The 13,881-nt window shown below is 53.1% G+C and carries 13 protein-coding genes; 7 read left to right on the forward strand and 6 right to left on the reverse strand.

The window, feature by feature from the left end; translation table 11 throughout:
* Entirely contained in the window at positions 1 to 1,203 is a 1,203-nt protein-coding gene (locus tag L579_RS14735; protein WP_021185004.1) for an MFS transporter, read from the forward strand.
* Positions 1,204 to 1,247: 44 nt separating this feature from the next.
* On the opposite strand, the gene L579_RS14740 is transcribed toward L579_RS14735, so the two are convergent.
* Positions 1,248 to 2,714, reverse strand: coding sequence for an amino acid permease (locus tag L579_RS14740; RefSeq protein ID WP_021185005.1), 1,467 nt, complete (start codon positions 2,712 to 2,714; stop codon positions 1,248 to 1,250).
* Positions 2,715 to 2,837: 123 nt separating this feature from the next.
* Positions 2,838 to 3,704, reverse strand: a complete 867-nt coding sequence (yieE, locus tag L579_RS14745; protein ID WP_021185006.1) for a DNA-binding transcriptional regulator YeiE — start codon at positions 3,702 to 3,704, stop codon at positions 2,838 to 2,840.
* A 109-nt stretch (positions 3,705 to 3,813) separates the two neighbouring features.
* On the opposite strand from yieE, the gene L579_RS14750 reads away from it, so the two are divergent.
* Both L579_RS14750 and nfo read left to right on the forward strand, forming a co-directional pair.
* Complete coding sequence (locus tag L579_RS14750) at positions 3,814 to 4,875, forward strand: YeiH family putative sulfate export transporter (RefSeq protein WP_021185007.1); 1,062 nt, start codon at positions 3,814 to 3,816, stop codon at positions 4,873 to 4,875.
* A gap of 39 nt (positions 4,876 to 4,914) precedes the next feature.
* A complete protein-coding gene (gene nfo, locus L579_RS14755) occupies positions 4,915 to 5,760 on the forward strand; it encodes a deoxyribonuclease IV (protein WP_021185008.1) in 846 nt (281 codons plus the stop codon).
* 55 nt (positions 5,761 to 5,815) lie between these two features.
* Here the strand turns inward: nfo and fruA are convergent, their stop codons facing one another.
* The 4 genes from fruA to L579_RS14775 all read right to left on the reverse strand — a co-directional run bounded on the left by fruA (position 5,816) and on the right by L579_RS14775 (position 10,122).
* Positions 5,816 to 7,507, reverse strand: a complete 1,692-nt coding sequence (gene fruA / locus L579_RS14760; RefSeq protein ID WP_021185009.1) for a PTS fructose transporter subunit IIBC — start codon at positions 7,505 to 7,507, stop codon at positions 5,816 to 5,818.
* Positions 7,508 to 7,523: 16 nt separating this feature from the next.
* Positions 7,524 to 8,462, reverse strand: coding sequence for a 1-phosphofructokinase (fruK, locus tag L579_RS14765; RefSeq protein WP_021185010.1), 939 nt, complete (start codon positions 8,460 to 8,462; stop codon positions 7,524 to 7,526).
* Complete coding sequence (gene fruB, locus L579_RS14770) at positions 8,459 to 9,589, reverse strand: fused PTS fructose transporter subunit IIA/HPr protein (RefSeq protein WP_021185011.1); 1,131 nt, start codon at positions 9,587 to 9,589, stop codon at positions 8,459 to 8,461. Before fruB ends, fruK begins: the two co-directional genes overlap by 4 nt.
* Positions 9,590 to 9,867: 278 nt before the next feature.
* The gene (locus L579_RS14775) at positions 9,868 to 10,122 is read right to left on the reverse strand and encodes a YkgJ family cysteine cluster protein (RefSeq protein ID WP_036626791.1); all 255 of its coding nucleotides are present in this window, start codon (positions 10,120 to 10,122) and stop codon (positions 9,868 to 9,870) included.
* A gap of 254 nt (positions 10,123 to 10,376) precedes the next feature.
* On the opposite strand from L579_RS14775, the gene yeiP reads away from it, so the two are divergent.
* From yeiP to mepS, 4 genes are all read left to right on the forward strand, one after another.
* Complete coding sequence (gene yeiP / locus L579_RS14780; protein ID WP_021185013.1) at positions 10,377 to 10,949, forward strand: elongation factor P-like protein YeiP; 573 nt, start codon at positions 10,377 to 10,379, stop codon at positions 10,947 to 10,949.
* 109 nt (positions 10,950 to 11,058) lie between these two features.
* Complete coding sequence (locus tag L579_RS14785; RefSeq protein ID WP_021185014.1) at positions 11,059 to 12,033, forward strand: CobW family GTP-binding protein; 975 nt, start codon at positions 11,059 to 11,061, stop codon at positions 12,031 to 12,033.
* 44 nt (positions 12,034 to 12,077) lie between these two features.
* Positions 12,078 to 12,785 (forward strand): phosphatase PAP2 family protein, encoded by a 708-nt coding sequence (locus L579_RS14790; RefSeq protein ID WP_021185015.1) that lies wholly within the window; start codon positions 12,078 to 12,080, stop codon positions 12,783 to 12,785.
* A gap of 516 nt (positions 12,786 to 13,301) precedes the next feature.
* On the forward strand, positions 13,302 to 13,877 hold the full coding sequence (gene mepS / locus L579_RS14795; RefSeq protein WP_013509814.1) for a bifunctional murein DD-endopeptidase/murein LD-carboxypeptidase: 576 nt from the start codon (positions 13,302 to 13,304) through the stop codon (positions 13,875 to 13,877).
* The last annotated feature ends 4 nt before the right edge of the window (positions 13,878 to 13,881 follow it).

Genomic DNA, 13,881 nt, shown 5'->3' on the forward strand with positions numbered 1-13,881 from the left:
ATGGGTATCACATATTTTTACATGCTGTTTTCAGTATTGCTTGCAGATGGGTTAATGGTTTTCTTAACTCCAGTTGTTGTCTATCAACTTACGAGCAGTATTGAATATGCTGGCCTGAGCTATGCACTATGGTGGTTACCCCGAATTTTTTTAGTCCCTTTGATTGGTCGTTATATTGACCGTTTAGGGGTCAGACTCTTGTCTATTCTATCAGACAGTGTAAAAATCGCAGGGTGTTTATTCCTTGCAACACACGAATTCTCATCAGACTTACTGATTGCAATATCATTTGGAATCACAGGTAGTTTGATCTCAATCGGTAATTCACAAACATTAATTTCTTATGAGAAGATAATTTCTCTAATCAGCCAGGATAAAGAGCATCATGCCAACCTTATGTCAAGAATGGATTTCCTGGGCATGGTAATCGGTCCACTTATTGGCATTTCCCTGATTGACTACGGATACCATTACTTATTATTTTTACCCTGCACTCTTTATTTAGGAAATGCTATTTTCTTCTACAGCCGACATGACTGCAAAGTAAACAATTCGTATAATGACCTCAAAAATGAAGATTCACCTACGATGAAGAAAACCTTTTTATTCATATTTTCGGCACCGCTTCTTATCTTTTCAGTATTCATCGCTATTGGAAACAATATGTTCGACGGCCTGGTTGAATCTGCTGGTTCGGGACTAATAGATCAGGTTATGGGATTGCCTGTGAAATATTTTGGCTTAATCGATATAGTTGCCGGACTATGTGGTGTAGCAGGCACCTTCATCTATGGAATAATAAAGAAACATACTAATCGAAGTACCCTACTATCCTTTTCGGTAGTTTTAATTGTTTTTTCTTCTTTTACACTTATTGTTTTCCAGAATTCCCTATGGGTTTTTGTTGGTTGCTATGGCATTTCAATAATAGGAAAAGTCTTCTCAGGTAACATTTGTCGGATAATCAGGATTGAGATAATACCTGCTAACATCTTTGCCAGTACATCATCTGTCATCGTCTTGTTAAATCAAATGATTTTGCCCTGTATTGGATTGCTATTGTTTCTTTCCAATGGCTCAACCATGACCGTCTTTTTGATGATGGCATCAGCCGTAGCAATCACCTTTCTGGCAGGCTGTTTCCTGAGTATCTCATTGAGCAAAATCACAAGCCTGAATGAAAAAAATACCAGTCAGGTTTAGCTGACTGGCATTCAATAGTTGCGATCTATCTCAGCTTGCGCCGATTACTCTTTAAACGTCGGGAAATCCATTTCGCTGTATTTCACAAAACGGGTGCCACGCACCAGCTTGTAACCCAACCAAATCACCAGGAACAGCGGAATACCGATATAGGTTGCCGCCACGCCGTACCAGTCAATACGGTCTGCCAGGAACGCCTGATAGTTCTGGCCCAGTGTAATAATCAGACACAGCACAAACGCGAAGATCGGTCCAAGCGGGAAGAAACCTGAGCGATAGGGTAAATCCGCCAGATCCCTGCCCTGCGCCACATAGCCGCGACGGAAACGATAGTGGCTGATGGCAATGCCCAACCAGGCGATAAAGCCGGTCATACCCGAGGTGTTCAGCAACCACAGATAAACTTCCTGGTTACCAAATTTCGAGGTCAGGAAGCACAGCCCGGCAACCACGGTGGTGGCATACAGCGCGTTACGCGGCACACCGCCTTTCGACAGTTTGCCAAAAATACGCGGGGCTTTACCTTCACGCGCCAGATTGAACAGCATACGGGTCGAGGCATACATGCCAGAGTTACCCGCTGACAACACCGCCGTCAGGATCACCGCATTCATCACCGCCGCCGCAGACAGCAAACCGGCATTCTGGAACACCAGGGTGAACGGGCTGATGCTGATATCGGTGATGTCGTTATGCAGCAGCTTAGGATCGGTATACGGCAGAATCAGGCTGATGATCAGAATGGCGAACACGTAAAACAGCAGGATACGCCAGAACACCTGACGTACCGCACGCGGTATATTCTTCGCCGGATCTTCAGACTCACCCGCAGCGATACCAATCAGTTCGGTACCCTGGAAGGAGAAACCAACAATCATTGCCACGCCAATCATCGCGGCAAAACCACCAGCAAACGGCGCATCCCCTACCGTCCAGTTATGCCAGCCCGCATTTTCCGCGCCGCGCATAATGCCGACGATCATCAACACGCCGACCACAATAAAGATAATCACGGTGGCGACTTTAATCAGCGAGAACCAATATTCCGCTTCACCAAAACCTTTAACCGAGATGTAGTTGAGCAGGAACATCAGGCCGAGGAACAGCGCGCTCCAGATCCAGCCAGGGGTATCCGGGAACCAGTAGTTCATTACCAGCTGAGAAGCGACGAGATCGACCGCGATGGTCACTGCCCAGTTGTACCAGTAGTTCCAGCCCAGCGCGAAGCCGAAGCCCTCTTCCACGTATTTGGCACCGTAGGTGGCAAAGGAACCGGACACTGGCATAAAGGCGGCCAGTTCGCCGAGGCTGGTCATCAGGAAGTAAACCATCAGCCCGATCAGCGCATAGGAGAGCAGCGCACCGCCCGGACCAGCCTGAGAAATGGTGGCACCCGAGGCGACAAATAGACCGGTGCCGATCGATCCGCCAATGGCGATCATAGTGAGATGGCGCGCTTTTAATTCACGGCGCAGCCCAGGTTGTTGTGTTGTTTTTGAGTCATTATGCATGTGTAAACGCTATGCTGAATAAAAATAAGGCGCGATTGTAGCAGCTAAGCCTGCTCTGTATAGCATTCACGTCGGGTTATTAGTTACGTTCATAATCGTTACAAAATTATTAGCCAGTTGCGTTTACTCGCGGCAATACGTCAGGAAACGGTTGAGTGCTTTTGACAGATGTTTCTGCCGATGATGGATGCGATACAGGGTGCGTGTCAGACGCGGCAGCGGCACCGCTACCTCAACCAACGTGCCGGCTTCCAGCAGATCAGCAATCACCCGCCGTGACAGGCAACTGATGCCCATCCCGTGGCGTACCGCGTGTTTGATCGCCTCGGAATTACCCAATTCCATACCCAGTTGGAACTGCGGCAAATGCGACAGCAGCAGATAATCGACGATTTCACGCGTACCGGAACCGCGCTCACGCAGGATCCACGGGGCAGCCGCCAGACTTGCCAGGGTGATCGGTTGTTGCAGGATGGCGGCATCTGGCGCGGCAAACACCACCAACTCATCTTCCAGCCAGGGTTCGCTAATCAATTCCGGCATATGGCATGGCCCTTCAATCAGACCAATATCCACGCGGAAATCAGCCACCGCATTGATGGCATCCTGGCTGTTACCCACGCTCAGTTCCAGCGGCAACGTGGGAAAATCGCGCCGATACGCCGCAATCATGCCCGGCAACAGGTAGTTGCCGATGGTGCTGCTGGCGAACAGACGGATCGCCCCGTTGTCCTCTTTAAACAGCTGCTCGATTTCGCCAGCCTGCTCCAGTAACCCAACGGCGCGCGGATAAAGCAAACGGCCATGCTCGTTTAACACCAGACGTTTGCCGACCCGGTCAAACAGTTGCACGGCAAGCTGGCTTTCCAAATCCGCCAGCGCGGCGCTTACCGCCGACTGCGACAGCGCCAAAACCTGCGACGCCTGCGTCGTTGAGCCACTTTTCAGTACTTCAGTAAAAACCTCGATCTGACGCAGCGTAATGTGCACGCGTCCTCCTCACATTGCTTACCACTTATAATGGTTAATTATAAATATATTATCAATTTCACTTTTAAGCCAGCCAGGCGCACGCTAAAGACCTACTAAGGAGAAGTGTATGGCTGACATAAGCGTAAGCAAAACCCCGTTTCCCTTTCATCACTGGCTACCCGGCTTGCTGCTGACTGCCGCCATTGCGGGCTGTGCCGCGTTACTGGCTCAGCAGCCCTGGCTGGCTGGCGCAGGGTTTGGTGCATTAACGCTGGCGATTATTTTGGGCATCCTGCTCGGGAACAGCCTCTATCCCCGTCTGGCCACCCAATGTGATAGCGGAGTGCTGCTGGCGAAACAGCGTCTGTTGCGCCTCGGCATTATTCTGTATGGCTTTCGCATTACCCTACAGCAAATTGGTGATGTTGGCCTGAGTGGCGTGTTGATTGATGTGCTGGTACTCAGCTCGACTTTTATGTTGACCTGTTTTCTCGGCATTCGCCTGCTGAAAATGGATCGCGAAACCGTGTGGCTGATTGGTGCGGGCAGCAGCATCTGTGGGGCAGCGGCAGTACTCGCCAGCGAACCGATTATCAAAGCCGAGCCGTCAAAAGTGGCCGTCGCGGTCGCCACCGTGGTGCTGTTTGGCACCCTTGGCATCCTGTTATATCCGGTGATCTGGACGCTGATACCGCCGGTCAGCGAAGCGCATTTTGGCATCTACACCGGTTCGACGCTGCATGAAGTGGCTCAGGTAGTCGCTGCCGGTCATGCTATTGGCGCGGATGCGGAAAACAACGCGGTGATCGCCAAGATGCTGCGCGTGATGATGCTGGCCCCTTTTCTGCTGGTGCTGGGCAGTTGGTTACGCCGTCAGCGCAGCCACAGCAGTGCGCGTTCTCAACCGGTGGCCTTTCCGTGGTTTGCCCTGCTGTTTATTGGCGTGGCGTTGTTTAACTCATTGCATCTGTTGCCTGCCAGCATTGTGGGTGGCATCAACCAACTGACAAACCTGATGCTGGCGATGGCGATGGCCGCGCTTGGCTTGACCACCCGCTTTAGCGCGTTGAAGCAGGCTGGCGTTAAACCTCTGCTGCTGGGATCGATGGTGTTTATCTGGCTGATTATCGGTGGCGGCGCACTGAATGTGCTGGTGCAACATTTCATGGCCCAGGTACATCCGCTATGATGGGCGTTTTGCAAAACCCAGCCCATTCAGGAGAGCGGCATGAAATATATCGGCGCACATGTCAGTGCATCAGGCGGCGTAGACCAGGCAGTGATCCGTGCCCACGAACTGGAAGCCACAGCTTTCGCGCTGTTCACCAAAAATCAGCGCCAGTGGCGCGCCGCCCCCCTCTCCGGCGAGGTGATTGATGCGTTCAAAAGCGCCTGCGAGACGTATAAATTCACGCCAGGCCAGATTTTGCCGCACGACAGCTATCTGATTAACCTTGGCCACCCGGTGATGGACGCCCTGGAAAAGTCCCGTGATGCCTTTATTGATGAAATGCAACGCGCTGAACAACTTGGCCTGACGTTGTTGAACTTCCATCCGGGTAGCCATCTGCAACAAATTGAAGAAGAGGCCTGTCTGAAACGTATCGCGGAGTCGATCAATATCGCGCTGGAGCAGACGCACAACGTTACAGCCGTGATTGAAAACACCGCCGGTCAGGGCAGCAACCTCGGTTTCCGCTTTGAACATCTCGCGACCATCATTGAACACGTCGAGGATAAATCACGCGTTGGTGTGTGCATTGATACCTGCCATGCCTTTGCCGGGGGTTATGACCTGCGTACGGAAGAGGCCTGTGTCGCGACCTTTGCTGAGTTTGAACGCATTGTTGGTTTTCAGTATCTGCGCGGGATGCATTTGAATGATGCCAAGAGCACCCTCGGCAGCCGTGTTGACCGTCATCACAGCCTTGGCGAAGGCAATATCGGTAAAACCGTGTTTAGCTGGCTGATGAAAGATGCACGCTTTGATGGTATCCCGATGATTCTGGAGACTATCAACCCGGACATCTGGAAAGACGAAATTGCCTGGCTGAAGTCGGAACAGCAAGGATAAAAAAAGGGGCGACCTTACGGTTCGCCCCTTTGCTTTTCCTGGTGTTGGCATTAAATCAGGCGGCTTTGGTTGCCAGCTCTTCTTCCGGGCGTTTCAGGATAGCGTAGCCAAGGCCCGCCACCGCTGTACCAATCACGATGGACAGCAGGTAACCCAGTACCGGCGTAATCGCCCCTGGAATCAGCAGCACGAACAGACCACCGTGTGGTGCCATCAGCTTCGCGCCAATTGCCATCGAAATCGCACCGGTCACCGCCCCACCAACGATACAGCATGGCAGGACACGCATCGGATCACGCGCTGCGAACGGAATCGCACCTTCAGAGATGAAGCACAGGCCCAGTACCAGCGCAGCTTTGCCACCTTCCTGCTGACCTTTGTTGAATTTACGACGCGCAACGATAGTCGCCAGACCCATCGCCAGCGGCGGCACCATACCGGCAGCCATAATCGCGGCCATCGGTGCGTAAGTCTGCGAGCTCAGCAGTCCCACACCAAATGCGTAGGCCACTTTGTTCACCGGACCACCCATATCGGTACACATCATGCCACCGAGGATAGCGCCCAGCAGGACAGCGTTCGCCGTACCCATGTTCGCCAGCCAGTGAGTCAGGCCGCTCATGATGCCCGCTACCGGTTTGCCTACCACGTAAATCATCAGCAGGCCGGTGATCAGACTGGCAACCAGCGGAATAATCAGAATCGGTTTTAGCGCTTCCATACTTTGCGGCAATTTCACTTTGCTGCTCAGCATCTTCGCGGCATAACCGGCAATGAAACCGGCGATGATACCCCCGAGGAAACCAGCGTTAATGCTGGTCGCGATCATCCCGCCAATCAAACCTGGCGTCAGACCCGGACGGTCAGCAATGGAGAAGGCGATAAAGCCTGCCAGCACCGGCACCATCAGGGCAAAGGCGCTGCCACCACCAATCTGCATCAGCGCAGCGGCGAGGGTGCCCGGCTCTTTAAACGCGGTGATACCGAAGGCGAAGGAGAGCGCAATACTCAGACCACCGGCCACCACCATCGGCAGCATGTACGACACGCCGGTCAACAGGTGACGATAAGCACCGGTTTTTTCCTGCTTATCTTCCTGGCCGCCAGACGCACGCGCACCGCTTGGCTGGTAAGTTTTGGCTTCGGTCTGGGCTTTATCCAGTTCCTGCGCGGTTTTCTTCAGCGCAAGGCTGGTTGAGGTACGGTACATCGGCTTCCCGGCGAATTTCGCCAGATCCACATCGATATCGGCCGCAACCACCACCAGATCGGCAGCTGCCACTTCTTCCGGGGTGATAGCGTTACCCGCACCCACAGAACCGCGGGTTTCCACTTTCACCCACCAGCCACGTTTTTTAGCTTCAGCTTCAATGGCTTCGGCAGCCATAAAGGTATGCGCTACGCCAGTCGGGCAGGCGGTGACAGCAACGATGCGTTTCGGCCCGCTGCTCTGTACCGCTGCCGGGGCGGCAACCGCACTTTGCACCGGTTGGGCGTTAGCTTTCGCCTGGCTGATTGTCGCCAGCGGATCGCGCAGCAGCTGCTGAACATCCACCAGCGCCAGTGATTTGCCTGCCAGCTGTGCATCGCTCGGGGCGTTATGACCCGCCACCAGCACCAGGTCGGCGTCAGCAGCATTTTCTGTAAGGGTAAGACCAGCCTGCGCCGCAACCGCACGCAAACTTTCCATCGCTAAATGACCTGAGGCGAGGCCCAGGGAAGAATCTTTAATCAGCAGCGTTTTCATTATACCTCTCCTGCTGTTAGTTAACGGGTTGTAAGTCAACACGCGCCATCATCGCGGCCAACTGGGTACGATCGGTAACCCCAACGTTGCTCTGGCTGACGGCCATAGCCGCCACTGCCGTTGCAAGACGCAGGGTGTGTTCACTGGATTCGCGCATCAGCAGGCCATAAATCAGTCCACCAACCATTGAATCCCCGGCACCTACGGTGCTGACCACTTCACACGCAGGCGGTTTGGCAATCCATTCGCCTGAAGCATTCACCCACAGCGCCCCTTCTGCTCCGAGTGAAATCACTACATGGGCTATGCCCTGCTCACGCAGCTCATGCGCGGCGTCAATCACATCTTTCAGCGTCGGCAGCTTACGCCCCGCCCAAATCTCCAGTTCGCGGCGATTGGGTTTTACCAACCACGGCGCGGCTTTCAGACCTGCCACCAGCGCTTCACGGCTGCTGTCGAAAATGATGCACGGACATTGAGTGCGCAGATCGCTCATCCACTGGGTAAAGGCTTCTGGCGCCACACCTGCTGGCAGGCTGCCGCTGACGCACACCATGTCGAACTGACCAAGCCAGGTCAGAGAGTCGGCGGTGAAGCGCTCCCAATCCTGGGCGGTGACGTCAAAACCGGAAAAGTTCAGGTCGGTCACTTCACCGTCTTTTTCCGTCAGCTTGACGTTGATACGGGTACGGCCCTGCACCACCTGAAAACGGTTGGCGATACCCAGCTCGCTGAACAGCTGCTGAAAGCCGTCCTGGTTCTCTTTACCAAGAAAACCACCCACGGTGACATCGATGCCTAAGTCTTTCAGCACTTTCGCGACATTGATGCCTTTACCTGCGGCATGCAGGCCGGTGGTTTTTACCAGGTTAACTTCCCCGCGCTCGATCTCCGGCGTATAGCCGACCAGATCATAAGCCGGGTTAAGTGTGATGGTGGCTACGCGACGACTCATGCTACCCCCTCGCCCAGGCCGCTATTAATGGCCTCTTCAATGGCATTCAGTGCCTGCTGTGCATCTTCACCGCTGGCGGTAAAGCGCAGGCGATGACCTTTCTTCACACCCAACGCAACCACTTTCATCAGGCTGCGACCATTGGCGGGTTTACCGCTGCCGTCAAGGTTGGTGACGGTGATGTCGCTGTTAAACTGTTTGATCACGCTGACCAACGCGGTACCCGGACGGGCATGCAAACCGTGTTCGTTACGGATGGTGTATTCAGCGGTCAGCATATCGGCTTGTTCGTCCACTTCGCTGGTCAGCAACGCCAGAATCCCGGCAGCATCGGCTTTCAGCAGACGTTCAGCTTTATTGGCATGCAGTAAGCTGCTGAGGTAGCCCAGCACTTCCAGCGGACGGTCGTCGCTGGCTGCCACGGTCACCAACAGCGCCACGTTTTCACCGGCGTGGTCAAACGGTGTTGCCGCACGGCTGACGGCCACGGCGCTGTTCAGGTTGCCGATGGCGCTATCGCTCAACCAGATGCCCTGGCCGAGACTCAACGGCGCGTTTGATACGACGCTGGCAACGAAACCCGCATCCACGGCACCTGCCGCCTGTAAACGACCGGCGTTCAGTGCCTGCAACGTCATCAGGTCACTGGCAGCAACATCGACTGCAATCAAGGAAGTATCGAATTTGAATTCCGCCGCCTGCTTTTCACCCATCAGCAGCGCACGCAGATCTTCTGCCGATGCAGTTTTCAGCTGCTCGGCAATGCTGTCATCGCTGAGTACATGAGTCAGCTGACGCAGCAAGGCGAGATGTTCGTCGGATTTCGCGGCAATACCGATGGCGACATACGCCGTCTGGCCGTCGCCCCACGCCACACCCTGCGGGAACTGGAACACCTGCACGCCGGTTTTCAGCACCAAATCGCGGGTGTCGGTCGTACCGTGTGGGATGGCAATGCCGTTGCCGAGAAATGTGGTGGTTTGCTGTTCGCGCGCCAACATGCCATTAACGTAGCCTTCCGCTACATTGCCCGCAGCGGTTAAGGCTGCCGCGACCTGACGAATGGCTTCTTCTTTGTTCTGTGCGCTGGCACCGGTATGAATGGCCTGAACTTCGAGCTGGAACATATCTCTCCTCGCTTGCTGAATTGAATCGTTTCAGCTTGATGGCGAAAAAATACGCTGTACGACATCGGCTTAGCCGGGACGACAACGCTGAAACGTTTCAGGGAATATGGTACAGCTCTGCCCGACAGGCAAGAAAATGCGTAATCGACGTAGCAGATTTTTGACGCTACGCACACTTCAGATGTGATTTAGGATTTTCGCCAGATGCAACGCTGACGGTTTTGCTGTAACGCCAGCGGCAGTTAAAGCCACCATTTCAGCAAAATATCAGCAAATCTTCAGGGCGCGGTATCCGCTTCTAATTTCAGCAGATAAATCATGGCCTCAGCGCGACTGGTGTGACACATTTCAGCGCTGGGTTGCAGGCCCGCGCACACCGCCGGGCGTAACGGTGAACCAAATATTTTACAGCGTTGCTGGGCATCAAGCTGAATGCAGGGGGTATTGGCCGGTTTGCCATTGGGCATGCCAGGAATGGGAGATGAGATGGAGGGAGCTGTGCAACAGGCACCGCACTGGTCACGACACAACATTACAGATACCTGCACCGGGATTTCGCGGCGACAATAGCAGGCTACCTGTGGGAACGCCACTTCATTTCCCGTAGCGGCGCGATTTATCGCGCTCTTTTGACCTTTGGGTATAAAAAACCGCGCGATAAATCGCGCCGCTACACAATATGCCCGAATTCCCTACAAGATGGGAAAATTTACGCCAGTCCGCTTGCCTGTTTTTACCGGCGCGGGTAACGTGGCGCGATCAATTCTCTCTTAGCGAGTAACACACGATGCCAAAGGCAAACGAAGTTAAAAAAGGGATGGCTGTCACCTGGAATGGCAAACTGCTGCTGGTGAAAGACATCGATATTCAAAGCCCCAGCGCGCGTGGCGCGTCAACCCTGTACAAGATGCGTTTTACCGACGTGCGTACCGGCATGAAAGTGGAAGAACGCTTCAAAGGCGACGATATTCTGGAAGCGATCACCCTGACCCGTCGCTTTGTCTCCTTCTCTTATATAGATGGTGACGAATACGTGTTTATGGATGATGAAGACTACACGCCATACACCTTCAAAAAAGAGCAGATTGAAGAAGAGCTGCTGTTTATTCCTGAAGGCGGTATGCCTGGCATGCAGGTACTGACGATGGATGGTCAGTTGCTGGCACTGGAACTGCCACAAACCGTTGACCTGGAAATTGTTGACACATCACCGGGCATCAAAGGCGCTTCCGCCAGCGCGCGCACCAAACCCGCCGGAATGAGCACCGGTCTGGTTATCCAGGTTCCGGAATATCTCAGTAATGGCGAACGCATCCGCATTCATATCGCGGAACGTCGTTATATGGGACGTGCTGATTAAGCACACCCTGACTGTCCGGCGCGTCACAAATGTTATAGTATAACAATCTGTTGGCTGCGCCGGGGAGTGATCTCCTGCGCACGTTGTTCTCGATGATTGAGGCAGAATTGTGACGCATGTAAATCTGATTACCGGATTTCTCGGCAGCGGCAAAACCACCGCCCTGCTGCATCTACTCGCCAATAAGCCGGCCGGCGAAAATTGGGCAGTGCTGGTGAATGAGTTTGGCGAAATTGGCATTGATGGCGCGCTGCTCGCCGATCGCGGAGCCACGCTCAAGGAGATCCCTGGCGGTTGTATGTGCTGCGTCAACGGCCTGCCATTGCAGGTTGGCCTGAATATGCTGCTGAAGCAAACCAAACCTGACCGCCTGCTGATTGAACCTACCGGGTTGGGCCATCCCCGACAATTACTTGATATGCTACGCGCTGCCGTCTATCAACCCTGGTTACAGGTTGATGCTACGCTGACGCTGCTCGATCCGCGGCATCTGGCTGACGAACGCATTATGCAGAATGAAAACTTCCGCGATCAACTCAGTGCCGCCGATATCGTGGTTGCAACCAAAAGTGACCGTTGGCATGCAGAGGATCGGCAACGGCTTGCTGCCTGGAAACAGCAAAACCTTGGCGATCGTCAGTGGGTAGAAGCGGCCTGGGGCCAGATCGATCCCGCGCTACTCAGGCAACAGGGTTTGGCGGATCGTGCGGTTCCCCAGGCACAACATCACCACCCAGAATCTCGCCCGCAAGGGCTGGCGGCGCTGAAACTTGATGGTCAGGCGCGCTGGCGACGCGCGCTAAATGATGGTCAGGGTTATGCTTCCTGCGGCTGGATTTTCGATGCTGACACGGTGTTCGATACCCTCCCAGCCCTTGAATGGGCGCGGCTTGCGCCAGTGGACAGGGTGAAAGGCGTGCTGCGTACGCCTGACGGATTGGTCACCATTAATCGTCAGGGTGAGGACCTGTTTATTGAAACGCGTCCCACCACACCACCTGATAGTCGCATTGAATTAATCCACCATCACCCCGTCGACTGGAACATTTTGCAGTCCGGCTTGTTGAAGATTCGTTTAAAATAACTGCGGTAGGTTTCCCCGTTATTTTTCTTTTTTTGAGTTGAACTATGCGCGCTTCTCGTCTTCTCACCATCCTGCTGTTGAATGTGCTGGGTCTGGTGATTTTCTTTTCCTGGTATTTGCCGCCCGACCACGGCTTCTGGTTTGGGCTTGATAAAGCCATCTTCTTTGGCTTCAACGATCAGATGGTGGTACACCACGGCTTTGCGATTTTGGTGGCGGTCACCAACTTTCGCGGTTTTGACCTGGTGTCACTGCTGGCAATGGGGCTGCTCTATCTGTGGTTCTGGCGTCGCGAAACACCGCAGGGCCGTCGCCGGATGTTGGCAATCGGCGTCACCATGCTACTGACTGCGGTGGTGCTGAACCAACTGGGTCATCTGCTGCCCGTGCAACACGTCAGCCCGACGCTGTTCTTTGAAAACGTCCATCGCGTCAGCGAACTGACTGGCATTCCCGCTAAAGATGCATCCAGCGATAGCTTCCCTGGCGACCACGGTATGATGCTGATTATCTTTGCCTGCTTTATGTGGCGCTATTTCGGCTTCCGCGCTTTCCTGGTGGGTTTGGTGATCGTATTCGTGTTTGGTTTGCCGCGTGTAATGGCTGGTGCGCATTGGTTCACTGATATCGCTGTCGGTTCCCTGTCCGTCGTACTGGTGGGTCTGAGCTGGTGGTTATTAACGCCGGCCAGTGACAAATTAGTTAACTGGTTGTATCGAAGCTTGCCGGGTAAATATAAGCCGCAAGCGTAATTGTTTAGCGCGAGTGATCAAACAACAAAATAGTGATCGCTCGCGCTTAATGAAACCCTAAATAGATTATTAGCTCGCTAAGTAGTTATCGGTAAAAAGAAAAGATTATGGTGTGATCTGTTGTTGACCAGGCTTTTTCTTAAGCTGTCCAGTCAGAACCCTCTTAAAATCGGCCTTAACGCCAGAATTAGCCCCTGATCCTGCCGCTATTTCCCTGTTTAATCGCTGCCAGTTGTCGATAAAGTAGCCATTGTGTTACAGATTGATTTCACATCGAAAAAACCTATAAAAATTTATATAAAAGCACTCGCCACGCGGTCTGTAATCGGTTAACCTCAAACGCAATCAGTAGCTGAACAGCATAAAATGTGGTTCCGAAGGCAACAAAAATGTGTGCATTAACACATTTTAGTAATTAAGGAATTGTCTTAGCTGGTCGCTCTTATTAATCTCGACTCGTTTTGTCATCTGGCTGGCGACATTTTGTCGTAAGGATTTCGAAGGAAAACACCCATAATGGTCAAGTCTCAACCAATACTGAGATACCTCAGACGGATTATTCCGGCAGTAGCATTAGCAACGCTCTTATCAGCATGTAGCAGTACCCATAACGGGCAGAACGCGAATAACGAGAATCATGAAGTTAACAACCAGAATGGTTTTTTACTTCAGGCGTCTCAGGATGAATTCGAACAGATGGTGCGGAATGTGGATATCAAATCCCGCATCATGGACCAATACGATGACTGGAAAGGCGTGCGTTATCGCTTAGGCGGTGATACCAAGCGCGGCATCGATTGTTCCGCTTTTGTTCAGCGCACCTTTCGTGAGCAGTTTGGGTTAGATCTTCCACGTTCAACTTATGAACAGGAAGATACCGGTAAGCAGGTTTCTCGTACAAAACTGCGCCCTGGTGATTTAGTGCTGTTCCGCGCCGGTTCCACCGGTCGCCATGTCGGCATCTATCTGGGTAATGACAATTTTGTACACGCATCCACCAGCAGTGGTGTGATGATCTCCAGTCTCAACGAGAGTTACTGGAAGGCACGTTACCGTGAAGCACGACGTGTTTTAGGGCGTAATCCCAGCTAATCAA

Origin of the sequence: Pantoea sp. AS-PWVM4 (genome assembly GCF_000468095.1) — a bacterium.
Lineage (GTDB): Bacteria > Pseudomonadota > Gammaproteobacteria > Enterobacterales > Enterobacteriaceae > Pantoea > Pantoea phytobeneficialis.